This is a genomic window from Amycolatopsis sp. FU40, assembly GCF_021903635.1.
GTDB lineage: Bacteria > Actinomycetota > Actinomycetes > Mycobacteriales > Pseudonocardiaceae > Amycolatopsis > Amycolatopsis dendrobii.
The window spans coordinates 7,410,317-7,433,409 of record NZ_CP091381.1 but is presented as its reverse complement, the minus strand read 5'-3'; the positions used below and the strand labels follow the sequence as shown (position 1 = coordinate 7,433,409).

At 69.7% G+C, this 23,093-nt stretch carries 20 protein-coding genes and 1 pseudogene; 14 read left to right on the top strand and 7 right to left on the bottom strand.

Annotation, left to right across the window (positions count from 1 at the left end; all coding sequences use genetic code 11):
• Positions 1–97: 97 nt before the first annotated feature.
• Both L3Q65_RS34990 and clpB read left to right on the top strand, forming a co-directional pair.
• Positions 98–1,285, top strand: coding sequence for an MFS transporter (locus L3Q65_RS34990; RefSeq protein ID WP_182892858.1), 1,188 nt, complete (start codon positions 98–100; stop codon positions 1,283–1,285).
• Positions 1,286–1,378: 93 nt separating this feature from the next.
• Complete coding sequence (clpB, locus tag L3Q65_RS34985) at positions 1,379–3,973, top strand: ATP-dependent chaperone ClpB (RefSeq protein WP_182892857.1); 2,595 nt, start codon at positions 1,379–1,381, stop codon at positions 3,971–3,973.
• A 43-nt stretch (positions 3,974–4,016) separates the two neighbouring features.
• Here the strand turns inward: clpB and L3Q65_RS34980 are convergent, their stop codons facing one another.
• Together L3Q65_RS34980 and L3Q65_RS34975 are read right to left on the bottom strand one after the other, a co-directional pair.
• Positions 4,017–4,559, bottom strand: a complete 543-nt coding sequence (locus L3Q65_RS34980; RefSeq protein ID WP_237597612.1) for a hypothetical protein — start codon at positions 4,557–4,559, stop codon at positions 4,017–4,019.
• Between the two features lie 240 nt (positions 4,560–4,799).
• Positions 4,800–5,453 (bottom strand): annotated as a pseudogene (locus tag L3Q65_RS34975) (hypothetical protein); the annotation flags it as partial.
• A gap of 281 nt (positions 5,454–5,734) precedes the next feature.
• On the opposite strand from L3Q65_RS34975, the gene L3Q65_RS34970 reads away from it, so the two are divergent.
• Positions 5,735–6,883, top strand: coding sequence for a glycoside hydrolase family 105 protein (locus L3Q65_RS34970; protein ID WP_182892854.1), 1,149 nt, complete (start codon positions 5,735–5,737; stop codon positions 6,881–6,883).
• 50 nt (positions 6,884–6,933) lie between these two features.
• Here the strand turns inward: L3Q65_RS34970 and L3Q65_RS34965 are convergent, their stop codons facing one another.
• Together L3Q65_RS34965 and L3Q65_RS34960 are read right to left on the bottom strand one after the other, a co-directional pair.
• Positions 6,934–10,125 (bottom strand): arabinosyltransferase domain-containing protein, encoded by a 3,192-nt coding sequence (locus tag L3Q65_RS34965; RefSeq protein ID WP_237597611.1) that lies wholly within the window; start codon positions 10,123–10,125, stop codon positions 6,934–6,936.
• Between the two features lie 240 nt (positions 10,126–10,365).
• Entirely contained in the window at positions 10,366–11,235 is an 870-nt protein-coding gene (locus tag L3Q65_RS34960; RefSeq protein WP_220507605.1) for a hypothetical protein, read from the bottom strand.
• Between the two features lie 61 nt (positions 11,236–11,296).
• Between L3Q65_RS34960 and L3Q65_RS34955 the strand changes: the two genes are divergently transcribed.
• From L3Q65_RS34955 to L3Q65_RS34910, 10 genes are all read left to right on the top strand, one after another.
• Positions 11,297–12,064 carry an SDR family oxidoreductase gene (locus L3Q65_RS34955; RefSeq protein WP_182892851.1) on the top strand — a complete coding sequence of 256 codons (768 nt, stop codon included), beginning with the start codon at positions 11,297–11,299 and terminating at the stop codon, positions 12,062–12,064.
• 78 nt (positions 12,065–12,142) lie between these two features.
• Positions 12,143–12,889: an ABC transporter ATP-binding protein gene (locus L3Q65_RS34950; RefSeq protein ID WP_182892850.1), complete on the top strand. Its 747-nt coding sequence runs from the start codon at positions 12,143–12,145 to the stop codon at positions 12,887–12,889.
• Between the two features lie 14 nt (positions 12,890–12,903).
• The gene (locus L3Q65_RS34945) at positions 12,904–15,327 is read left to right on the top strand and encodes an ABC transporter permease (RefSeq protein ID WP_370648140.1); all 2,424 of its coding nucleotides are present in this window, start codon (positions 12,904–12,906) and stop codon (positions 15,325–15,327) included.
• Positions 15,328–15,367: 40 nt separating this feature from the next.
• Positions 15,368–15,931, top strand: a complete 564-nt coding sequence (gene pyrE, locus L3Q65_RS34940; RefSeq protein WP_182892848.1) for an orotate phosphoribosyltransferase — start codon at positions 15,368–15,370, stop codon at positions 15,929–15,931.
• 92 nt (positions 15,932–16,023) lie between these two features.
• Positions 16,024–16,578 (top strand): RNA polymerase sigma factor, encoded by a 555-nt coding sequence (locus L3Q65_RS34935; RefSeq protein WP_037808869.1) that lies wholly within the window; start codon positions 16,024–16,026, stop codon positions 16,576–16,578.
• On the top strand, positions 16,569–17,126 hold the full coding sequence (locus tag L3Q65_RS34930) for an Asp23/Gls24 family envelope stress response protein (RefSeq protein WP_182892847.1): 558 nt from the start codon (positions 16,569–16,571) through the stop codon (positions 17,124–17,126). Before L3Q65_RS34935 ends, L3Q65_RS34930 begins: the two co-directional genes overlap by 10 nt.
• A complete protein-coding gene (locus L3Q65_RS34925; protein WP_237597609.1) occupies positions 17,123–17,485 on the top strand; it encodes an Asp23/Gls24 family envelope stress response protein in 363 nt (120 codons plus the stop codon). Before L3Q65_RS34930 ends, L3Q65_RS34925 begins: the two co-directional genes overlap by 4 nt.
• On the top strand, positions 17,482–17,784 hold the full coding sequence (locus tag L3Q65_RS34920; protein WP_237597608.1) for a hypothetical protein: 303 nt from the start codon (positions 17,482–17,484) through the stop codon (positions 17,782–17,784). The genes L3Q65_RS34925 and L3Q65_RS34920 overlap by 4 nt, the downstream gene beginning before the upstream one ends.
• 492 nt (positions 17,785–18,276) lie before the next feature.
• On the top strand, positions 18,277–18,675 hold the full coding sequence (locus tag L3Q65_RS34915; RefSeq protein WP_067577513.1) for a DUF2784 domain-containing protein: 399 nt from the start codon (positions 18,277–18,279) through the stop codon (positions 18,673–18,675).
• 16 nt (positions 18,676–18,691) lie between these two features.
• Complete coding sequence (locus L3Q65_RS34910) at positions 18,692–19,351, top strand: RNA methyltransferase (protein ID WP_237597607.1); 660 nt, start codon at positions 18,692–18,694, stop codon at positions 19,349–19,351.
• Between the two features lie 417 nt (positions 19,352–19,768).
• Here L3Q65_RS34910 and L3Q65_RS34905 read toward each other — a convergent pair whose 3' ends face one another.
• Complete coding sequence (locus tag L3Q65_RS34905; protein WP_237597606.1) at positions 19,769–20,008, bottom strand: hypothetical protein; 240 nt, start codon at positions 20,006–20,008, stop codon at positions 19,769–19,771.
• A 60-nt stretch (positions 20,009–20,068) separates the two neighbouring features.
• Between L3Q65_RS34905 and L3Q65_RS34900 the strand changes: the two genes are divergently transcribed.
• Entirely contained in the window at positions 20,069–20,959 is an 891-nt protein-coding gene (locus L3Q65_RS34900; protein WP_237597605.1) for a glycoside hydrolase family 76 protein, read from the top strand.
• Between the two features lie 3 nt (positions 20,960–20,962).
• Here the strand turns inward: L3Q65_RS34900 and L3Q65_RS34895 are convergent, their stop codons facing one another.
• Positions 20,963–21,829, bottom strand: a complete 867-nt coding sequence (locus L3Q65_RS34895) for a LacI family DNA-binding transcriptional regulator (RefSeq protein ID WP_182892843.1) — start codon at positions 21,827–21,829, stop codon at positions 20,963–20,965.
• 134 nt (positions 21,830–21,963) lie between these two features.
• Entirely contained in the window at positions 21,964–22,986 is a 1,023-nt protein-coding gene (locus L3Q65_RS34890) for a LacI family DNA-binding transcriptional regulator (protein WP_182892842.1), read from the bottom strand.
• Between the last annotated feature and the right edge of the window lie 107 nt (positions 22,987–23,093).

Below are 23,093 nucleotides of genomic sequence, written 5' to 3'. Positions count from 1 at the left end.
CACTCACGAGCTTTCTACTGGGAGTGGCATTTGCCGCCGAGCGATGCGCCCTCCCGGCCCTGCCTCGTCCCCCTTCCCCGGAGGTAGCGTCGAATATGTGACGCGAAGCAGGGTCGCGATGTTGCTGGCTATGGGAATCGACAACTTCGGTTCCGGACTTTTCCTTCCGCTCGCACTGCTTTACGTGACGCGGGTGATCGGAATCCCGCTCGTCGAAGCGGGCACGGCGGTCACGGTGGGGACCACAGCGGGGCTTCTCATGCCGCCGCTCGCCGGGCGGCTGGTGGATCGCGCCGGACCGAGAGCCGGAGTTCTCGCGGCGCAACTGTTGCAGGCTGCCGGAATCAGCGCGTATTTGTTCGCACACGACATCAGCGGCGTTGTGGTGGCTGCCATCCTTCTTGGTGCCGGGCAACAATTGTTCTACAGCTGCCTGTTCGCGCTCGTCTCCGAAGTCGCCGGGGACGTGCCGAAGGACCGGCCGTTCGCCGAGGTCGGAATGGTGCGCGCGGGCGGATTCGGGCTCGGCGGGCTGATGTCGTCGGCACTGCTCACCTGGTTCGGCGACAGCGGTTACAGCGTCGCGCTCGTCGTGGACGTGCTGACTTTTCTCGCCGCGGCAGGCCTCGTCGCGGTGTTCATCCCTCCCGGCCGCCGGTTCGCGCCCGTGGCACGCGTGCGAAGCGGCGTGTGGCGCGACCGCCCGTACCTGACTCTGATCCTGTTGAGCGGCCTGTTCGGGCTCTCGCTCGACTTCTTCCTCATCGGCACCCCGGTGTTCGTGCTCGACCGGCTGCACGCGCCGACCTGGCTGCCCGGTGCGATCTTGTTCCTGCTCACAGTGCTGACCAGTGCCGGCGGCACGATCGCGCTTCGGCTCACCCGCGGCCTCAGCCGGATCAACGCGATGCGCGCCGGGTCCGCGCTGTTCGCCGCGTGGTGCCTGACGAGCGTCGGCGTGCTGCTGGTTCCGCGCAGCTGGCAGGTGCCGTACCTGCTGGCCGCGACGCTCGTGTTCGCCGCCGGTGACCTGGTGTTCGGCCCGCGCTCCGGCGCGCTCGCCGAGGCCGCCGCGCCACCCGAAGCGAAGGGTCGTTACCTCGCCGCGTTCCAATACGCGTTCACTGTGGCTCAGGTGCTGGCTCCAGCGATCGTGTCGTTGTTTTCCGTGGCGGCGTGGTTACCCTGGGTCCTGGTCGGGGGTTGCGCTTGCCTCGCCGCGCTCGGGCTCGGCAGGCTGGGGCCAAGGCTGCCCGCGGCTGCGGTGGCACCAATTCAGAGTTGAGCGGAACAGACTCAACTTTGCTGACGTTATACCTGTCGACGGGCCTTGGTCGGGCCTGTCACCAGGTATTTCCACGAACGCATGAGGTGAGGGATGGACGCTTTCAACCCGACCACGAAGACCCAGCAGGCGATCTCGTCCGCGGCGCAGGCGGCCACCGTGGCCGGCAACCCGCACGTGTCGGCCGCCCATTTGCTGGGCGCCCTGCTGGCGCAGGGTGACGGGACCACCGCACCGCTGCTGACCGCGGTCGGGGCGGACCCGGAAACGGTGCACAAGGAGCTCGAGCCGATCATCAACGGGCTGCCGTCGGCGACCGGCGCGACCGTGTCGACCCCGCAGTTCGACGCGCCCGCGGTCAAGTCGCTCTCGCAGGCACAGAAGCTCGCCACCGAACTCGGCGACGAGTACGTGTCGACCGAGCACCTGCTCGTCGGCCTCGCCACCGAAGGCGCTCAGGTCGCGGACCTGCTCAAGCGGCACGGCGCCACGCCGGACGCGCTGCGCGAGGCGTTCGCGAAGGTGCGCGGGTCGGCCCGGATCACCAGTGCGGATCCCGAAAGCACGTTCAAGGCGCTGGAGAAGTACGGCGTCGACCTCACCGAGCGGGCCCGATCGGGCGAACTCGACCCGGTCATCGGCCGCGACACCGAGATCCGCCGGGTCGTGCAGGTGCTTTCCCGGCGTACCAAGAACAACCCGGTGCTGATCGGCGAACCGGGCGTCGGCAAGACGGCGATCGTCGAGGGCCTCGCCCAGCGGATCGTCGCGGGCGACGTGCCGGAATCGTTGCGCGGCAAGCGAGTCGTCGCACTCGACCTCGGGTCGATGGTGGCCGGCGCCAAGTTCCGCGGCGAGTTCGAGGAGCGGTTGAAGGCCGTGCTCAAGGAGATCACCGACTCCGCGGGCGAGGTCATCACGTTCATCGACGAGCTGCACACCATCGTCGGCGCGGGCGCGACCGGCGAGGGCGCGATGGACGCGGGCAACATGATCAAGCCGATGCTGGCTCGTGGCGAGCTGCGCATGGTCGGCGCGACCACGCTCGACGAGTACCGCCAGCACATCGAGAAGGACCCGGCGCTGGAGCGCCGCTTCCAGCAGGTGCTGGTCGGCGAGCCGTCGCCGGAGGACACCATCGCGATCCTGCGCGGGCTGAAGGAGCGCTACGAGGTGCACCACGGTGTCCGCATCACGGACGCCGCGCTGGTCGCCGCCGCGACGCTGTCGGACCGTTACATCACCGCGCGGTTCCTGCCGGACAAGGCGATCGACCTGGTCGACGAGGCCGCGTCGAAGATCCGCATGGAGATCGACTCGCGGCCGGTGGAGATCGACGAGGTCGAACGGGCCGTGCGGCGCATGGAGATCGAGGAGATGGCACTGTCCAAAGAGGACGACGCCGCCTCTCTTGAACGGCTGACCGCACTGCGCGCCGAACTGGCCGAGAAGCGCGAGGAACTCACCGCGCTGACCGCCCGTTGGCAGAACGAGAAGGGCTCGATCGAGACCGTCCGTGAGCTGAAGGAGCAACTGGAACAACTGCGCGGCGAATCGGAACGCGCCGAACGCGACGGCGACCTCGGCAAGGCCGCCGAGCTGCGGTACGGCCGGATTCCGGCGCTGGAGAAGGAGTTCGAGGCCGCGATGGCCGCGAACGAGGCCAGCAAGCAGAACGTCATGCTGAAGGAAGAGGTGGGCGCGGACGACGTCGCCGACGTGGTCAGCGCGTGGACCGGTATTCCGGCCGGGCGTCTGCTCGAAGGCGAGACGGGCAAGCTGCTCCGGATGGAAGAGGAGCTGAACCGCCGCGTCATCGGCCAGGACCAGGCGGTCCAGGTCGTCGCGGACGCCGTGCGCCGGGCCCGGGCGGGCGTAGCCGACCCAGACCGGCCGACCGGTTCGTTCCTGTTCCTCGGCCCGACCGGTGTCGGCAAGACCGAGCTGGCGAAGGCGCTGGCGGAGTTCCTGTTCGACGACGAGCGCGCGATGCAGCGCATCGACATGAGCGAGTACTCCGAGAAGCACTCGGTGGCCAGGCTCGTGGGTGCGCCTCCGGGGTACGTCGGCTACGACCAGGGCGGCCAGCTGACCGAGGCCGTCCGGCGCCGCCCGTACACGGTGGTGCTGCTGGACGAGGTCGAAAAGGCGCACCCGGACGTGTTCGACGTGCTCCTGCAAGTCCTCGACGACGGCAGGCTGACCGACGGCCAGGGCAGGACGGTGGACTTCCGCAACACCATCCTGATCCTGACGTCGAACCTCGGCTCGCAAGCCATCGCCGACCCGTCGCTGGACGAACGCCAGCGCCGCGACGCGGTGATGGAGGTCGTGCAACGGCAGTTCAAGCCGGAGTTCCTGAACCGGCTGGACGACATCGTGGTGTTCCACGCGCTCGGCACCGAGCAGCTGACGTCCATTGTGGACATCCAGGTGGCCCGGTTGGCCAAGCGGCTCGCCCAGCGCCGCCTCCACCTCGAGGTGACGGACGGTGCCCGGGAATGGCTGGCGCTGAACGGCTTCGACCCGATCTACGGCGCCCGTCCGCTGCGCCGGCTGGTGCAGTCGGCGATTGGGGACCAGCTGGCCAAGCAGCTGCTGTCCGGTGAGGTTCGGGACGGGGACACCGTGCGGGTGGACCTGCCGGAGCTGGAGACCGGTGACACGCTGAAGGTGTCGCGGGTCTGACGGATTGCGAAGGCCTCCTCGCGGAGTTACCGCGGGGAGGCCTTCACTGCGTCTTGTCGAGGAGCGTGGTCCAGACGCGAACTACGAACTCGGCTGGTCCCGTTTCCTCGGCTTCGTCATCGGATGGCGGACGAAGATCCGCCCGCCGCACCAGGCCTGGCACCTCGTCGTCGAGAAACTCCTCGGCGATGGAGTGCAGCGAAACAAGTTCGACTCGCGCCCCGAAGGGCAACTCGTCCTCCGGCAACGAGGCGGTCGAGCAGCGCAACTGCCCGGCCTGCTGGTCGTGCCACACATAGAACGTCACTGGCCCGTCGTAGTCCAGCGAGCGCACCCGCTCGCGCAGGACCGAGGCGCACTCCTCGAACGCGGCAACGACCTCGTGTGCCGACGAGGAACCGTGCTTCTCGGGTGCCAGCGAGAGCGACCAGGTGTTCTCTCGGCTCTCGAGATCCCGGTGGGCCGGATCGATGAGCAACGGCTCGTCCGCGACCTCGCGGATCCATCTCAGCAGCACCGCGTCAGGATGCCAGCCCCCGAACGCGAAACCGCCCGGCCGCGACAACGCGACCGGGCGGTTCCCCATCTCAAGTTCTCAGGCGTCCTCGCCCCGCTCCGACTCCGCCGGATGCGCACCCCGACCAGGCGGAGTACGCGGCGCGGGCGGAGACGGCTGCCGCTCCGTCATCCGCGTATCCGCCGGAGACGGTGCCGACGTCTCGACCGCGCGGGTGTCGACCGGCCTCGTCGCCTGGGTGTCCGCCGGGGAGGGGGCGCTCGTCGGGGCGGGCGGCGCGGCCGGGGTGCCCGCCGACGGCGTCCACGTGCGGTTCGAGTCGTAGTCCTCGTCGAACGGGTCCACGATGTCGGCGATCTCGCCCAGGTCGCGCAGCAAGCGCTCAAGCCGCGACGGCCCAGCCCCCGGCACGACGCTCGCCAGCACCCACTCGTTCTCCAGCCACGCCACGCCGACGTCGCCGCCCAGCTGGTCGGCCGCGTCGACCAGGTCCTGGGTGATGACCTGGCGGGCGCCCTCGGAGTCGTCCGCGAAGGCGTAGCGCTGGCCGATCGGGCCGAGCATCTCCGGCATGTTCTCCCGCTGGAACGGCACGCTCGACAGCCACATCTCGACCGGCACCCGGTGCGTCTTGTTGCAGCGCACGGCCACGACCACCGCGGGCACCTGGCCCTGGGACTCGATGTCGAAGATGAACACCGGACGGCGGCCGTCGGAGGTGAAGGTGGAGCCCGCGACGACGTTCACCGCCGCGTCGGCTCCGAAGTACCCGATCGCGCCTCCCGACCACTGCCGGGGCAGCCGTTCGTCCTCTTCCACGAACTGCCAGCCGCGCAACTGGGCCCAACGCTGCCGTTCACGGTTGCGCGAGCCCTCCCTGGCCCGGTCCGCGAAGAGCAGGCCAAGCCCCGCCACCAGCGCGACGGCGGCGATGACGAACCAGATCCACGCCGAGATACCCACGCCGGTCAGGGTATCGCTGCCGAGCCCTCCTACCGGGACGGCCGCACCGTGTCGGCGCGCCCCGTTTGGCCGGAACCGTCCAGGTCGCGTCGACAAATCGGCTAATCGCCCGGCTCGGGTGTCCATTGCGGACGGGTTCCCGCTGACCGGAGGGCCCGCTGCGCCTATCCAGCGATCGCGCCGGACATCCCGGACAGGAACCTTGCCGGATCGCTCCGGAGCCGGGTAGAGGTCGTTCGACAGCCTTTCCCGCCGCCGCCGACAGCAGGAAGGACACCCGCATGTCCCTCTCGAGAAGATCGGTACTGACCGGGACCGCGGCGGCACTCGGCGCGCTCGCGCTGCCCGGGGCCGCGGCGGCAGCGGGCGCGCGCGACTGGTCCCGCGCCGTCATCGACTCCACCATGCAGCGCTACACCCCGGCGTCCATCGGCGGCTGGAGCTATCCGCTCGGTCTCTACTTCTACGGCCAGTACCTCTTCTACCGGCGGACCAAGGAACGCAAGTACCTCGACTACGTCGTCGCCTGGTACGACCGGTTCATCACCGACGACGGCATCTCCAACAGCTTCAGCAGTCTCGACTCGATGCGCGCCTGCCAGATGCTTCCCTTGCTGTACAACGAAACCGGCAACGCCAAGTACCGCAAGGCCGCCGACCAGCTGCGCAAACGCTTCGAGACCTACCCGCGCACGAGCGACGGCGGGATGTGGCACGCGGTCAGCCGTCAGCACCAGCTGTGGGGCGACGGCGTGTACATGGCGCAGCCGTTCCTCGCGTTGTACGGCAAGGTTTTCCACGATCCGACGTACTGCTACGAGGAATCCGCCAAGAACCTGTCCGTCTACTTCGGACACCTCAAGGAGCCCGCGAAGGGCCTGATCTACCACGCCTACGACGAAAGCGGCAGCCAGCCGTGGGCGACCGGCCCCGGCAAGCACTCCAGCTTCCACTGGGCCCGCGCCGTCGGCTGGTTCGGGATGGCGGCGATCGACATCCTCGAGGTGCTGCCCGCCGACCATCCTCGACGGCCGGAGCTGGTCGGGATCGTCCAGTTCCTCGCCGAGGGGTACCGCCGGTTCCAAGATCCGCGGACCGGCCGGTGGTACCAGGTCGTCGACCACGGCGGCGACGACGGGAACTGGCTGGAGACGTCCGCGTCCTCGATGTACGCGTTCACCGTCTCCCGCGGGATCGAGCGCGGATATCTGCCTGCTTCTTATGCCTCGGTCGCCCAGCGCGGGTATGCGGGAGTGCTGCAGAAGGTGTCGATCGGATCGGACGGGCTGACGAACATCGCCGACATTTGCGAAGGAACGAACGTCGGAGACCTGAAGTTCTACTTCGCCCGGAAGCGGTTGACGAACGACTTCCACGGGCTCGGCGCGTTCTTGATCATGAACGAGCAGTTCACCCGGTATCGCTGCTGAAAGAAGGGCCCCTTGAGAGACTCAAGGGGCCCTTCGCGGCACGTCTGGTTTTACGTCTCGCCAGTCGGGTTGGCAGGCTTGGCCAGCGGTCCGGGCGACCACAATCCGGAATGCGTCACCGACTGCTGATGCAGCGCCGCCGAAGCCGGAAGCGCGTTCGCGACGTCGGGCGACACCTCGTACAACGTCCCCCAGTCCCGATCGACGTCCCCTTCCAGGTACGTCGGCAACGCCTCCATCTGGACGCTCGCGTTCATCCACACGAACGGCCCGCCGCCCGCCGGAGAGGACCAGTACCGGCCCACCGTGCGCAGGTCGTCGCCCGCGCTGATCCGGTACTTCGGCACCTCGGCGATCCCGTTGTGGATCGACGACGGGCGCAGGCACGGGTGCTGCGCGGCGGCGGCCCACTCCAGGAACACCGGGTCCTGCCCGACCACGTCGGTCATCTTCGCGATCTTCGGCGCCCGCGGCGCGCTGAACGCGACCCAGCCCTCGCTGCCGAGCCCGCGGCCCTTGGCCACGATCCGCACCTGGTCGGCGCCTTCGGGCACGCTGACCCGCGCATCCCGCCAGTCGGTGTCCTTCTTCTTCGCGTCGAGCTTCTCGCGGCTGAGCACCTCGAACCCGGCGGGGGTGTACTTGCCGAATTCGGCGGTCAGCCCGTTCGGGTCCTCGGTCTTGCCCGCGAGCGCGACCACGATCGGCACCGAGCCGTCGCGCGCGCGTTCCGGGATCGAGTACCACTGGGTGCGCAGGTCGCCCGCGCCGTCGCCGGACTCGTGGTAGCTGCCCCAGATCGGCGCGCCGTCCTTGCCGAAGTCGTGCGGCGGCTTCCACTTGTCGTCCGTCGGCAGCCCGCCATTGGTGACGAAGCCCTTCTGGGTGCTGGTCAGCCATTCCTGCGGCGTGGTTCCGCGGTCGGCGCCCGCGGGCACCTGCCAGCCGGGAGCGGCGTTCTGCGGCTGTTGCGGCGCGGCTTCCAGCAGCCCGGCCTTCGGGTCGCGCTCGACCTTGATGTAGTCGGACAGCCCGCAGCTCTTCCCGGCCAGCTGGCGGATGTTGTCAGCACCCATGTTGTAGGTGTCCCAGCGCTTCTGGATGCCCTTGGCGATGCTGCCGATCTCGAACAGCACGAGAATCGCGCACACCGTCGACAGCGGTGCGAGCCCGAGCCGCAGTGCCCGGCCGCGGTTTTCCAGGTCGCCCTTCGCCACCGGCGCGGGCGGGACGAACGGTTCGTGCTCGTTGTGCTTCATGTGCTCGATCGCCGCGATCGCCAGCGCGACCGCGGCCGCCACGAGCGCCATCGTGCTCAGCTTGATGCCGAACACCTGCGGCGGGAGGTCGAACCACGGCACGCCCCACGCCGAGACGTACCACCAGGCGTTCGGCCCGGTCGAAGCCAGCGCGACGATCACCATCAGCCCGGCGAAGAACGCCGCGCGGTTGCGGCGCGACAGCAGCACCGTCGTGCTCGTCGACAACGCGGTGAGCGCGGCGAGCGGGCCGCCGACCGCGACCAGCATGCCGAAGTGGTGCGAGTGCTTGGTCGGGGCGAGCGCGAGGACCACAAAGGACAGTGCGCTGATGCCGAGCAGCCTGCGGCTCGGACCGAGCGCGGCGCCGCGGATGTTCCCGCGCCGCAGCAGCACGACCGCGCAGGTCGCCAGGCAGAGGAAGATCAGCAGCACCGGGAACCGGCGCGTCATCGAACCGTCCGGACCGTTGCTGAACAGCATCGTGTACCGGTCGAGCTCGTTGTACCAGGCCCCGGTCGGGCCGAGCGAGGACCGCAGCCGCACCGATTCGAGCGCGCCGGAGAGCGTCTGGTCGCAGAAGATGAGCGCGAGGATCACCAGTCCGGCGGCGGCGACCGGCGCGAGCACCGGCACCCAGCCGAACTGGCGGGCGTGTCGGAGCACGATCTTCGCCAGCGGCTTCAGCCCGACCACGAACGGCAGCACGGCCATCAGCCCGTGCGGGTTGACCGAGACGCACAGCGCCGCGACGGTCAGTCCGACCGCCGCCGGGCCGAGCCGCCGGGTGGCCACCGCGCGTTCGACCGAGCAGATCGTGATCAGCGACAGCAGCGCGACCAGGTTTTCCGGGCGCAGGCCGTTGTCGTAGGGCAGCCAGAACGCGAGGAAGACCGCGCCCGCCGCCCAGCCGGCCGCGCTGCTGATCCGCACCTGCCTGCCGAGCCGCGGCAGCACCCCTCGGCTGATCAGCATCCAGCAGGCGACGCCCATCAACAGCGACGGCAGCCGCATCCACGGCGTCAGCGAACTGATCTTGGTCATGGCCGCGTAGATGTCGACGAACCACGCCATCGGCGCGTCCGGCGCGGCGAACCACCGGTAGTACTCGCCGATGTACCCGGCGTCGCCGCGGACGCGCGCCATGGTCGTGAAGTAGCCGTCGTCGGCGGTCATCGCGCCGATCAGCCACCAGACGCCGAGCGTGCCGAGCACGGCTATGTCGAGGAATTTCAGCTTCCACCAGCCCCGCGCGGCCAGCCGGGGCGCGCGCCGTCCGGAGAGCCGGTCGAGGCGGTACAGCGCGAGCACCGCGCCGATGAAGCAGAGCACCGACAGCACGATGGCGGCCAGCTTGATGCCGGTCGCGGTGCTGGCCCAGCGGTTGTCGACCTGCGCGGAGACCGAGAGGCCGTGCGTGTCGTCCTGGTTCGTCAGGTCGGAGAAGAAACCGGTGAGCTGCGGCCTGCGGTCGTCGCTGACGTCCGCCAGGTGGGTGCCGCCGACGGACGCGGTCGTGTGCTTCGGGTCGGAATGCACGGTGATCGTGCAGTCGCCCTCGCCGAGCGGGGCCGCGCCGAGCTGCTGGCCCTGTGAGGAGAGCGTGAGCTGACCGTCGCCGACCTGCAAGGCCATCCCGGTGACGGTGCCGATGCTGGAGTTCGGCGGGTTGGTGCTGAACAGCACGGCGTTGCCCGCGGTGCGCGCGTCCAGCGCCCGCGCGGTCGCGCACGGGACCTTCGCGTCGAGCGAGATCGGCGCCTGCGCGGTCAGCGGGGCGGACACCGCTCTGGTGCCCTGGGCGGTCGGCCAGTCGAGGGTCGTTTGCTCAAGCGTGACGGGCAGGAACGGGATCGCGATCGCGAGGATCGCGCCGGCGATTCCGAAAACCGCGGCGAGCAGCCGCGTCCGACGCCCGGCTTTGCTCTTGCCGACAGCTGTCGGAGACGCCGATTCGGCGGCAACGGATTCGAGGTCGACCACGCCCAGCAGGCTATCCAAGCGGATGCGAGCCTCCCGCTGGGGACTCTCCAGGGGACGGCGCCACCTGGTGGAGCCCGGATTCCCTCCCCGAATAGCCACGGTGGGTAAAGGAAACGCGGCCCGCTTTAGGGCGAACGGGTGATGCTCCGCAGCTCACGAGGGCTCGCGCCGAGGGCCGTTTCGCGATCCGGAAACGGTCCGGACTCGATTGCCGAAAGCGGACCCGGCACCGCGATGAACTCAGCCGGGCGAGAAAGTGAACGGCGGCCCGGAAACTGTCCATCCGTTGTCGATGACCGGATTTCCCAGCACCTCGGCGCCCACGTGCTGGCTCCGGGTAACCGGAACACCCACGGTAGAAGCGGTGCTCGCGCGCGCCGCCGCGAGGTCCGCGGCCGACAGTTCGCCGTGGAACCGCTCCGTGCGCTCGGCGGTCGACTGGCTCGCCGCGGCCAGCGTGTGCACCGGGCCGAGGTCGCCGGACACGCTGTGCCGCTCGGTGGACTCCAGCCGGGTCACGTCGAGCTTGCCGGTGAACTGGCCGAGCACGCTTTCGTCGGAGTTCGCGACGACCGAGCCCGCCGGGCCGAGGTCGACGGCGTCCGCGGAGGTGCGTTCGACGCGGGTGCCGCTCAGCAGGTCGCCGGAGAACCGGCCGGCGAGCCCGGACTCGGCGCTGGTCTTGCTGCTGGACAGCGCTTCGACCCCCTGCGGGAGCCGGACGCCGTGCCGCATCGACTGGTCCAGACCGGCCACGTGCGCACCGTCGAATGGCTGCGTGTGGTGCGCGGCGAGGTCGTTGCCGGTGAACGCGCGGCCTGCCTCGCCGAGGCGCAGGTCGTGGGTCTGGGACTGGCCCGCGGCGTCCGGGGCGAGCGCCTGGTGCAGGTTCGACGCGGCGGACGCGGGCAGATCTTGCGTCGCGATCGCCTCGTCGCGGGTGAACTGGAGGTCGGAGAAGGAACCGTGCTGGTGCTCCTCGAGCGGCAGTCCCCCGCGCGGGGTGTCCGCCAGCGCCGCGGCCGGGCCGGCGAGCAACAGAGCGAGGGGCGCCGCACCGGCGGCCATCCGGGGCAGATATCCGGGCGTCCGCTTGGTGTGCTTGCCCATGTGCCGGACCATACTGCGCCACCAGGGCGGACGCAGCTGAAAAACGGGTAGCTTCACCCACATGACCACCACAGCCATGATCACCGGGGCCACCGCGGGCATCGGGGCGGAATTCGCGCGCCGGCTCGCCGCCGAGAAGCACGACCTCGTCCTGGTCGCCAGGGACGAGGGCCGGCTGAACGCGCTGGCCGGGCAGTTGCGCGCGGAGCACGGCGTCGAGGTGACCGTGCTGCCCGCCGATCTGTCCGAAGTGGACGGCCGGGGCCGGGTCGCCGATCTGTTCGAAACCCGGCCGGTCGATCTGCTGGTCAACAACGCCGGCTTCGGGCTGAGCGGCGAGTTCTGGGAGATCCCTGCCGAGGACCTGCAGCGTCAGCTCGACGTGAACGTGACCGCCGTGCTGCAGCTGACCCGGGCGGCGCTGCCGGGCATGGTCGAGCGCGGCCGCGGTGCCGTGATCAATGTCAGCAGTGTCGCCGGCTTCTTCTCCGGCCGCGGCTCGACTTATACCGCCAGCAAGAACTGGGTCACGTCGTTCACCGAGGGCATCGCGATGTCGCTGCCGAAGGGCGTGCGGATGATGGCGCTGTGCCCCGGCTTCACCCACACCGAGTTCCACGAGCGCGCCGGTCTGCAACGGGAGGGTCCGAAGGCCTTCTGGCTCGACGTGGCCCAGGTCGTCGACGAAGCCCTCGCTGACCTGCGCCGCGGCAAGGTGATCTCGGTGCCGAGCCTGCAGTACAAGGCCCTGGTCGGGATCGGCGGACTGCTGCCGCGTCCGGTGCTGCGCAAGCTCGCGGGCGGGTTCGGCAACCGCCGCCGCACCTGAGAGGTAGGGACAGCCCTACCCCGTCCCGGCGTGTGCGCCCCAGGGTGTTTTCCCCCGGCAGGCCATAGCGTTTTCCCCATGGCGACTGGGGAAGCGGTGCGGCTCGAATCCGTCCGCAAGGAATACGGCCGGGTCACGGCACTGGACGGGGTGAGCCTGTCCTTTCCGCGCGGCGGGTTCACCGCGGTGATGGGCCCGTCGGGCTCGGGCAAGAGCACGTTCCTGCACTGCGCGGCCGGACTCGACCGGCCGACGAGCGGTTCGGTCCTGCTCGACGACCAGGAGCTGGGCAAGCTCTCCGAAACGCAGCTGACGAAGCTGCGCCGGGACAAGGTCGGGTTCGTCTTCCAGGCGTTCAACCTGCTGCCCGCGCTGACCGTCGAGCAGAACGTCGTGCTGCCGCTGCGGCTGGCCGGCCGTCGTCCGGACCGCCGCCGCGTCGCGGAGATGCTCGGGCATGTCGGGCTGAGCGACCGGCGCAAGCACCTGCCGGGTCAGCTGTCCGGCGGTCAGCAGCAGCGGGTCGCGATCGCTCGCGCGCTGGTCAGCCGTCCGGCGGTGCTGTTCGCCGACGAACCGACCGGCGCGCTCGACACCCGTACCGCCGGCGAAATCCTTGGCCTGCTTTCGGAATCGGTGCGCGGCGGCCTGACCGTCGTGATGGTGACGCACGATCCCGTCGCGGCCTCCTATGCGGACCGGGTTGTCTTCCTCGCGGACGGCCGCGTCGCCGGTGAACTGCACCGGCCGACCGCGACGGCCGTCGCCGAACGCATGACGCACCTCGGCGCCTGGGCCGACCGGATGCCGGTGGGCGGTTTCTGATGTTCAGTCTTGCCTTGCGTACCTTGCGTTTCCGCACCGGCGGGTTCATCGCCGCGTTCGTGGCCGCGTTCCTCGGCGCGGTGATCGTGTCCGCCTGCGCCGGTCTGATGGAGACCGGGATCCGGTCCGCCGCTCCGCCGCACCGGCTCGCCTGGGCGTCGGCTGTCGTTGCCGGACAACAGGATTTCGAGCTGCGGAAGAATTCCGAGAAGCCCAAGACGCAGTCGGTCGCGCTGCCGGAGCGGGTCCGGCTGGACCGGTCGCTGGCGGAGACGATCCGCGCGACGCCCGGTGTGTCCACTGTGGTTGGAGAGGTGAGTTTCCCGGTATCGCTGGGGAAGAAGCCTCTTGTCGCGCACGGCTGGGAGTCCGCTCGGTTGCCCGGTCCTGCGCCGCGAGCCGACGAAGTGGTGCTGCCCGCTGCCAGCGGCGTGTCAGTTGGATCTACTGTGGACATTGCGGTGCAGGGGTCGATGCGCCAATACCGCGTCGCTCAGATCAGTGACCGTCCCGACGCGTTCTTCGCCGACAATGTCGCCGATCAGCTCTCCGGCCACCCCGGCAAGGTCGACTATTTCGGTGTCGTCACTGACAATCCGGCCGCCTTGCACCTCGGATCGGGGGTGTCCGTGCTGACTGGGGATGAGCGCGGCCTCGCCGAATTCCCGGAAGCGCAGGCGAGCGGCGGCCGGCTGATCCCGCTGTCCGGCGTCGCGGGCGGACTTTCGATTTCAGTCGCGGTGTTCGTCATCGCCAGCACGCTGATGCTGTCGGTGCGCCAGCGGCAGCGTGAATTGGCCTTGCTGCGCGCGATCGGCACGACGCCGCGGCAGCTGCGGCGCATGGTTCTCGGCGAAGCGCTGGTCATCGGCGTGCTCGCGACCGCAGCCGCGGCCGCGCTCGGTCCGGTGTTCGGCCGGTGGCTGTTCGAGCAGTTCACCTCGGGCGGGTTCATCTCCCCCGCCGTGCAGTTCCACCAGGGCTGGATCCCGATGATCATCGCGGCGGGCGCGACGCTGCTCGCCGTCGGGATTTCCGCGCTGGTGGCCGGATTCCGGGTCGGCCGCATCCGGCCGACCGAGGCGCTCGCCGAAGCCTCCGTGCCGCGCGGCTGGCTGACACCGCTGCGACTGATCGTCGCGCTGCTGTGCTTCGGCGGCGGGACCGCGCTGGGCATAGTCACGCTCGCGGTGATGACGGGACCCATCGCGGCGAGCACGGCGGGTCCGGCGGTGATGCTGTGGGCGGTCGGCGTCGCGATGATCAGCCCTGGCGTCACGAAGCTGACCGCGATCCTGTTGCAGGGCCCGATGCGGCTGTTCAGCGGCGTCACCGGCTGGCTGGCGATCACCAACACGCGCAACGCGGCCACCCGGGTGGCAGGCGCGGTCACGCCGATCATGCTCGCGGTCGGAATCGCGACCGCCAACATCTACCTGCAGACCACGACCACCGCCGCTTCCGCGCAGGCCTTCGCCGAAGACCTCCGCGCCGACGCGGTCGTCGCGGGCCCGACCGGGGTTTCTCCCGAAGCCATCGACCGGATCCGGCACGCGGACGGCGTCGCGGCGGTCTCGCCGTACCTCGCCAGCCGCGCGTTCATCACCGCGCCGTTCGACGAGAACCAGACCAAGAAGGGCTACCCGGCGCTCGGCCTCACCGACGGGTCGACCAATGCCGCCACGGTCGTGCGCGGCAACCTCGCCGACCTCACCGGCGACACGGTCGCGTTGCCGGACACCGCTGAGGTGTCGCGATCGGTCGGCGAATCCGTCACGCTCCGTCTCGGCGACGGGAGCGACCGGACCCTGCGCATCGTCGCGATCGTGCACCAGCGGGCCGGAGCCGAACAGCTCCTGCTGCCCGCCGACCTGCTCGCCGGGCACACCACGTCCGGTCTCGCCCGGCAGGTGCTCGTCCGTGCCGCGCCCGGGGTCGACCAGGCCCGGCTGACGCGCAGCCTGACCGCCGCGACCGCGGGTCTCCCGGTGTCGGTCGGCGACCGGAGCACGCTGGCCGCCGCGAACGCCAAGAACGACGAGACCGGCGCGTGGGTGAACTACCTGCTGGTCGGCATGATCGTCGGCTACACGGTGATCTCCGTGGTGAACACCCTGGTCATGGCCACCTCGCGCCGCCGGAGGGAGTTCGGCCTGCAACGGCTCGGCGGCTTCACCCGCGGCCAGGTGCTGCGGATGGCCGCGAGCGAAGGCGGTCTGATCGCCGCGATCGGCATCGTGGCAGGCACCGCGGTGTCCGCGGGCGCGATCGTGCCGTTCTGTCTCGTCGCGACCGGCCGGGTGCTTCCGGAGGGTCCGGTGTCGGTGTACCTGGTGATCATCGCGACCGCGATCGTGCTCGCGCTGACCGCCGCGGTCCTGCCCGCTTGGGTGGCGACGCGGACGCGTCCGGTGACGGCCGTCGCGACCGGGGAGTGACGCGCGGAAGTTGTCGGTGCCGTGTGTAAGACTCTCGGCCGTGGCGTACCCCGGGTTGGATCAAACTGCGAAGCTCGAACTGGCCAGGCTGGTCAGCGAACTGGCCGTCGTGCACGGCAAGGTCACCTTGGCCTCGGGCAAGGAAGCCGATTACTACGTCGATCTCCGGCGGGCGACGCTGCAACACGCGGCCGCCCCGCTCATCGGCAAGCTGCTGCGGCAGCTCACCGCTGACTGGGACTACGTCGCGACCGGCGGGCTCACCCTCGGCGCGGACCCGGTGGCGCTGGCGATGCTGCACTCCGCCGCCGCCGAGGGCGTAGTGCTCGACGCGTTCGTCGTCCGCAAGGCGATCAAGGAACACGGGATGCAGCGCCGGATCGAGGGTGTGGAGGTGCGCGGGCAGCGGGTGCTGGCCGTCGAGGACACCTCCACCACCGGCGGCAGCGTGCTCACCGCGGTCGAGGCGCTGCGCGAAGGCGGGGCCACCGTGGTCGGCGTCGCGACGGTCGTCGACCGCGACACCGGCGCGCGGGAAGCCATCGAGAAGGCCGGGCTCGAGTACCGGTACCTGCTGAGCAAGGACGACCTCGGCCTCGACTGAGTGCTCGGCCGAGCGCGAGTGAGCACAGTCACTCACAATGCGTGCGTGACGAATGCCCGCCACTCGGTGTCCCCCTGACGGAAGGGGGTGCCGTGACCACGACCAGTGTCCCGCTCGACGACGCCACCCTCGTCGGCCGTGCGCGAGACGGCGACGTGCGCGCGTACGAACAGCTCGTGCAGCGTTATCAGGGCCCGATGTTCCGGCTTGCCCTGAAAATGCTGCATCACCGCGGCGACGCCGAGGACGTAGTGCAGGAAGCGTTCCTCGGCGCGTGGCGGAAGCTGGCGCAGCTGAACGACGACAACGCGTTCGTCGGGTGGCTCTACCGCGGAACGACCAACCGCTGCCTCAATGTGATCCGGGCGCGCCGCCCGCAGGCCGACGTCGACCTCGACCTCGCCGAATCGCCGCGCCGCGACACGCAACCCGAGCACGCGGTGCAGGTCAGCGGCCAGCTCGCGGCGCTCGACGAGGCGCTTCAGACGCTCACCCCGCAGCAACGGGCGTGCTGGCTGTTGCGTGAGGTGCACGGCCGGTCGTACGACGAGATCAGCGAGATCGTCGGCGCGAACCCCACCGCGGTCCGGGGGCGCATCGCCCGGGCCCGTGCGCAGCTGGCGGAGGTGATGAAGCCGTGGAGGTGAACCAGGACTACGAATTGCCGTGCGGCCGGGAACTGGAAACGCTCTGGGAGAACCTGGACGAGGCCGACGACCACCAGGCGGAGTGCGTCCACTGCCGCACCGCGCGGGAAAGCCTGCTCGCCCTGCGCTCGGCGACGCAGGAGCTGATCGACGAGCCCGACCCGACCCCGCCGGACCTGGTAGGCCGGATCATGTCGGCCGTCCGCGCCGAGGTCCGCCGCGGCCAGATGCTGGATCTTTCCGCCGCCGAACCTGGTTCGGTCGAGGTGAGCGAGCAAGCCGTCGCGGTCGTGCTCCGCTATGCGGCCGACTCCGCCGGCGACGTCCGCGCCCGCCGGGTCCGGGTGCGCAAGGTCGGCGTCGACTCTTCCGGCGCGGCTCAGGTCGAGGTCGAACTCACCCTCGCGACGCGCCTGGGGAACACGAGCGGCGCTGACACGTTGGCCCGCGTACGAGAACTGGTGTCCGCTGCCGCGACCTCGCGAGTGGGTATCTCGTTGATCAGCCTGGATCTGCTGGTGGAAGACGTGTACGAGGACGGGGAATGACCGCCGAATACGTGATCGCCGCCCCGGTGATCGCGAGCGTTGCCGCCCGCGCGGCCGCCGAAACCGCCGGAGTCGTGCGTCTGGAACCCGGCCTGCGCGGTTTGGCGACCGCCTGGGCCCGCGAGGCCCGGCAACGCTGGAAAGGCCTGGAACCGGCCCCCGCGGACGGCGTCCGGGTCCGCGCCCACGAGGACCGCCTGACTGTCGAGGTCGACGTGATCATCTCGGGCGCGGACCAAGCCGCCGCCGTGGGCCGCGCCGTGCAGCGCGCGGTATTCCGGGAAGTCCTCGCGCAGACCGGCCGTTCCGTGGACGCCGTGCGAGTGTCCATTTTGGACATCGAAGTGGGGCGGCAGTGACCGACCCGCGTTCGCTGGCCGGACGAATCGCCGACGCCCTGGCATCAGTCGACGGCCTCCGCCCCGCGACGAGCGCGGCCGCGGAGATCAGCTGGCTCCCGACCGATCCCGCTGGTGGCTCGGTAGATCTGACCGCGGAGTCGGTGGAAGTTCGGTTGGTGGCTTTGCGGTTGCCGCTGCCGCCGTTGCTCTCGGCCGCCGAGGCTCGAGTGCGTGAAGTGCTCGACGGGACGGAGTGGGCGGACGCGCGCATCCGCTTGGTAGTGACCGACATCGACGGGTCGGCGTTCGCTGGCTGAACGCTGCCTCCCCTGCCGGTACGTCAGCTTCGACCCGCGAACTCCTAGGGCGGCGAGGCCGTTCTCGGCATCGATCGAGTTGGCGCACCCCGCCGACGTGGCCTTCGAGGCGACTTTTGACGCCGACTCCGAGGCTGGCTGGGCGGACGGCGATGTCCTCCCGCCCCGACGCCTTCGCAGTCATCCTCTGTCCGGGGTTCGACGGCACAGGCCGAGTTCCCTCTCCCGCGTTTGTCAACCGCGTTTCCGCCCGCTTTCTCCGACGATTCGCGTCCCCGTCCGCGTGCACGGAACGGAGTCATTTACCGCGCGTCGGGTCCACTCGTGCGCGTGTTCCGCAGTGTCTCCTACCCGGAGTGATCCCTCCGTTACCTGCCGGGTGAACTCGTTGCTCCGGTGGGTCGAACATCACATCAGGTCCCCCTATTTCCCGCTCTCTGGGCGGGTAATCGGAGTAACGTCGCTGGTAGGTGCACTGGGAAGGGGGCGAAGGTGGACACGACGGTCGCGCACGTTCTCGCCGACGTCACCGTGGCGGTGCACGTACTGGCCCTGCTCTTCATCGGCTTCGGCGGCTTCCTCGCGTGGCGATGGCCGAAGGTTATTTTCGTGCACATTTTCTTCGCGGTGTGGGGCGTGCTGGTCAACGTCACGCCGATTCCGTGCCCGCTCACCGCGCTGGAGGATTTCTTCCGGCATCAGCAGGGTCTCGGCGACCTGCCAGGCGGGTTCAACGCGTATTACCTCTACGGCACGGTGATCCCGCGCTCGCTGCTGCCGGTGGTGGTCGTGGTGGCGCTGGCGGTGCTGGTGATCTCCTACCTGGGTGCCTACTTGAGGTGGCGCCACCGTCACGACGACAGTCCGGCGCACGGCGTCAGCCTGGGCTGAGCGAGAATCGTCCTTCGTGACGACGGAACAACCCGAAGCGGGCCCCACCGAGTGGGTGAACCGCGAGGAGGTAGGCGTAGGCCCCTGGCCAGGAACCTGGCCGGACGACCCGCGCTACGACCCCGACCTCCTGGCCAACGGCGACCGCCGCAACGTGGTCGACGCCTACCGCTACTGGCGCCGCGAGGCAATCGTGTCCGATGTGGACACTCGACGGCACCCGTTCCACGTCGCGATCGAGAACTTCCAGCACGACCACAACATCGGCACGGTCGTCCGCACCGCGAACGCCTTCGCCGCCGCGGAAGTGCACATAGTCGGCCGCCGCCGCTGGAACCGCCGGGGCGCCATGGTGACGGACCGCTACCAGCACCTCCGCCACCACGAGGACGTCGCGAGCCTGCTGGAATTCGCCACCGCGGAGGGCTTGACGGTGGTAGCGGTGGACAACACTCCCGGTGCCGAGCCGGTGGAAACCGCCGAGTTGCCCCGGAAGTGCCTGCTGCTGTTCGGCCAGGAAGGCCCGGGTTTGTCTGAAGCCGCCCAGGCCGACTCCGCGAAAGTGGTGTCCATCGCCCAGTTCGGCACGACAAGGTCGATTAACGCGGGCGTCGCGGCGGGCATCGTGATGCACGCGTGGATCCGCCAGCACGCGGACCTGTCCCAAGCCTGGTGACCGGCGGCTGGGTGCTCGTGAGTGTTTGCAACGGTTAGAACCGGGACAAACACTCACGAGAATCCCGCCCCACTGCCGCCCGCGCGGTTCGGCGTGCTCGCAGGCGTCCGGGATCGGCGTGGAGAGGCAAGTTCGCCGCAGCACAGGCAGAATCGACCCATGACCGCCGATTCATCCGAGCCAGCCGACTCCACTGCCCGCGGCGATCAGGCCCGCCCTGCCATGGCGCGCCCGGTCGGCCCTGCCGATCGCGCGGCGAACGCGGTTGAGGGCGCGGCGAATCCGGCCAAGGATGCGGCGAAGGCGGCCGGGGGTGCGACAGACCCTGTTGAACCTCCAGCGGCGGCTGAGGGCCCGGCGAACCCGGCCAAGGATGCGGCGAAGGCGGCCGGGGGTGCGACAGACCCTGCAGAACCTTCAGCGGCGGCTGAGGGCCCGGCCAACCCGGCCAAGAACACCGCTCAGCCAGTTGACCGCGCCGAAGCGGCTGGGCGTGCGGTCGCCGTTGGCGGTGCTGACGCGGTTGGGCGCGCGGTCGCCGTTGGCGGTGCTGACGCGGCTGGGCGTGCCGAAGCGGTTGACCGTGCCGCCGCCGTCGACCGTGCTGCCGCCGTCGACCGTGCTGCCGCCGCTGAGCGGGCAGTCTGTGCCAGGCACCTCCGCCGCCTGTGGGCCCTCCCCGGCACCGTCCTCGGCCGCAGCGGTTGGCCGCCCACCATGAGCCAACGGCTGCACTGGCACTGGAACTACTGGTGGCAGGCCCATCTCCTCGACAGCCTCGTCGACGCCCAGCTCCGCCAGCCCACCCAAGAACGCGCACAGCTGATCAACCGCTTCATCACGACCGTGCACCGGCGCAATTTCGGTTCCTGGGTCAACGACTACTACGACGACATAGCCTGGCTAGGGCTCGCGCTGCAGCGAGTACGCCAACTCCAACTATCCACAGTGGACGAACCGATCGAGGCTATCGGCGCACGGCTGCACGAAGGCTGGACACAAGACCTTGGCGGGGGAATTTGGTGGCGGCGCGGCGACTCCTTCAAGAATACCCCCGCCAACGGTCCGGCCGCTATCTTTCACGCCCGGAAGGGTGATCAACAACGCGCCGGCGCCATGACGCAATGGCTCACCGAGACCCTGGTCGACCCGGAGACCGGCCTCGTCTGGGACGGGGTCCGGGCGGACACCGGCGAAGTGGTCAAGCATATTTTCTCGTACTGCCAAGGGGTTTACCTCGGCGCATGCCTGGAACAGTCCCGCTGGGACGACGCCGCGCGCACGATCCGGGCGGTGGAGAAGCACATGGCGCCAGAGGGAATCCTCCCCGGTTCGGAGGGTGGCGACGGCGGACTCTTCTCGGCGATCGCCGCCCGCTACCTGGCGCTCGCGGCGAAAAACCTGCCCAGGGCGGAAGCCGAAACGGCGAAGGGGATCGTGCAAAAATCGGCGGAAGCGTGCTGGAACGGTGCGGCGCAGGAGAAAACCGGACCGTTGTTCAGCGCGTACTGGGATAGGTCGGCACCGAATCCGCCGGGCAAGGCGGAACGGGATCTGTCTGTCCAAATTGGAGGGTGGATGCTGCTGGAGGCCGCGGCAACGCTGTGAAACTCAGCAGCCGCACGAAGCGCGGTGCAGGAACCGCGGCGCGAGGCGGACGGACTCCGGCCGGCGCTCCGGCTCGCGGCAGCGCGCCAGCAGCAACTGCACCGCCCGGCGGCCGATTTCCGAGATAGGCTGCGCCATCGTCGTCACGCCAGGCGAAACCGTGCGCGCCCAGTCCATGTCGCCGTAACCGACGACCGCCAGTTCCGATCCGATCCGGATGCCGCGGCGGTGTGCTTCCCACTGCACGCCGATCAGCATCGCCTCGCCAGCGACCACCAGGGCGGTCGGCGAAGGCCAGCCGTCCAGGAGTTTGGCGGCAGCGCGCGCCGCGCCGCCTGCGGTGGACTGGCCGGACGCCACCAGTTCCGGGTGGTATCGCAGCCCGGCGCGGCCAAGGCCAAGGCGGTATCCCAGGGCGCGTTCTTCGCTCACCGTGGTGCCCTCGGTGCCGGTGATCAGCGCGATCCGCCGGTGCCGTCGCGAGGCCAGATGTTCGACCAGCGCGGACATGGCCTGGAAGTTCTCCGAACCGACCTGGTCGACGTCGTTGCGGCCGGCGATCCGGTCGACCAGGACCGTGGGCACCCCAGTGCGCACGAGTCCGTTCACGACAGCCTCGTCACCGGGAGCGGGCACCAGAAGGACGCCATCGACGTGATCCGCCTGAAGTGCGCGCAGCACTTCGGCTTCCTCGCGCGGGCAGTCGCTGGTGTCGGCCAGCAGCAGGTCGCAGCCCGCCCGCGCGGCAGCGCCGCGGATGGCACGCAGCAGCTGGTCGTGGTACGGGCTGGCGTGCCTCCCCAATGCCACCCCGAACCGATGGGTGACCGGCAGGTCCCAGTGGGAGACCTCCGGCGCCAGAACGGTCATTTCTCATGGCCCTCGTCGTCGTTACCTACCCAACAGTAGCCACTGTCGTGCCGCACAAGAGAGGGTCCGAGACGATCGGGTCCCGAGAATCACTGAGGTGAGTGAACGGCTGCGTGCCTGGTTACGCGGGGCAGTCAGGACGCGCACCCGCACGAAGCCCGGTGCCGCAAGGTCGGCGGCAACCGCACAGTCTCGGCGGGCCGTCCGGGATCCGCCAGTCGAGCGAGCAGCAGTTGCACCGCCCGGCGGCCGATTTCGTCGATCGGCTGGGCCATGGTCGTCAGCGGCGGGTCCACGAGATCGGCCCATTCGACGTCGTCGTACACCACCACCGGCAGGTCCTGGCCGATCCGCAAACCCCGCCGCCGCGCCTCGTGCAGCACGCCGACCATCATGCTGTCGTTCGCCACCACCAGCGCGGTCGGCGGATCCGGCAGCGCCAGCAGCGTGCTCAGCGCCAAGCCGCCACCGTCGCGTGAGGACTGTCCGCACGCCACCAGATCCGGCGACCAGCTCAAGCCCGACCGGCCGAGTCCGAGCCGGTAGCCCAGCACGCGTTCGTCGCTCGTCGTGAGCCCGGGCGCGCCGGAGATCATGCCGATCCGGCGATGGCCCAGCGACGCCAGATGCGCGGTCAGCGCCGAGGTCGCCTGGATGTTCTCGGCGCCGACCTGGTCGATGTCGGTCCGGGTGGTGAGCCGGTCCATCAGCACGGTCGGCACGTCCAGCGACACCAGTTCGCCCAGCACCGACCCGTCGCCGGGCGCGGGTGTGATCAGCAGGCCGTCGACCCGGCGCGACCGCAGCGCGCGCACCACGTCCCGTTCGGTGCCCGCGGTGTCGTGCGTGTCCGCGAGCAGCACGGTGTATCCGTTCGCCGACGCCTCTCGCTCGATCGCGTGCATCAGCGCCGCGAAGTACGGGTTCGCGACCAGCGAGATCGCCATCCCGATGGAGCGCGTACCCCCGGTGACCAGTGAGCGTGCGATCGCGTCGCCGGTGTACCCGGTGGTCTCGATCGCCCGCAGCACCGCGGCTTTCGTCTCCTCAGCCACCGCCCGCGTGCCGTTGACGACGTGCGAGACCGTCGTGATCGACACTCCCGCCATTTCGGCGATGTCGCGCTGGGTCGGGCGGGTCGAGCGAGGTCGCGGCATGTCTGTCCTTCATCGGGAGAGCGAAACCAGGAGCTTTGGCAAGCGTTTGCGCAAACGCTTGCGTCTAGCACAGAGTCTGTCTACCTTCCCGTCCATCGGCAAGCTCG

What these genes read in the sequence shown, in the direction of transcription:
- clpB (WP_182892857.1), top strand. Translation starts at nt 1,379, where the DNA reads ATGGACGCTTTCAACCCGACCACGAAGACCCAGCAGGCGATCTCGTCC.
- L3Q65_RS34980 (WP_237597612.1), bottom strand. Translation starts at nt 4,559, where the DNA reads ATGGGGAACCGCCCGGTCGCGTTGTCGCGGCCGGGCGGTTTCGCGTTC.
- L3Q65_RS34970 (WP_182892854.1), top strand. Translation starts at nt 5,735, where the DNA reads ATGTCCCTCTCGAGAAGATCGGTACTGACCGGGACCGCGGCGGCACTC.
- L3Q65_RS34960 (WP_220507605.1), bottom strand. Translation starts at nt 11,235, where the DNA reads ATGGGCAAGCACACCAAGCGGACGCCCGGATATCTGCCCCGGATGGCC.
- L3Q65_RS34955 (WP_182892851.1), top strand. Translation starts at nt 11,297, where the DNA reads ATGACCACCACAGCCATGATCACCGGGGCCACCGCGGGCATCGGGGCG.
- L3Q65_RS34950 (WP_182892850.1), top strand. Translation starts at nt 12,143, where the DNA reads ATGGCGACTGGGGAAGCGGTGCGGCTCGAATCCGTCCGCAAGGAATAC.
- L3Q65_RS34925 (WP_237597609.1), top strand. Translation starts at nt 17,123, where the DNA reads ATGACCGCCGAATACGTGATCGCCGCCCCGGTGATCGCGAGCGTTGCC.
- L3Q65_RS34900 (WP_237597605.1), top strand. Translation starts at nt 20,069, where the DNA reads ATGAGCCAACGGCTGCACTGGCACTGGAACTACTGGTGGCAGGCCCAT.
- L3Q65_RS34895 (WP_182892843.1), bottom strand. Translation starts at nt 21,829, where the DNA reads ATGACCGTTCTGGCGCCGGAGGTCTCCCACTGGGACCTGCCGGTCACC.
- L3Q65_RS34890 (WP_182892842.1), bottom strand. Translation starts at nt 22,986, where the DNA reads ATGCCGCGACCTCGCTCGACCCGCCCGACCCAGCGCGACATCGCCGAA.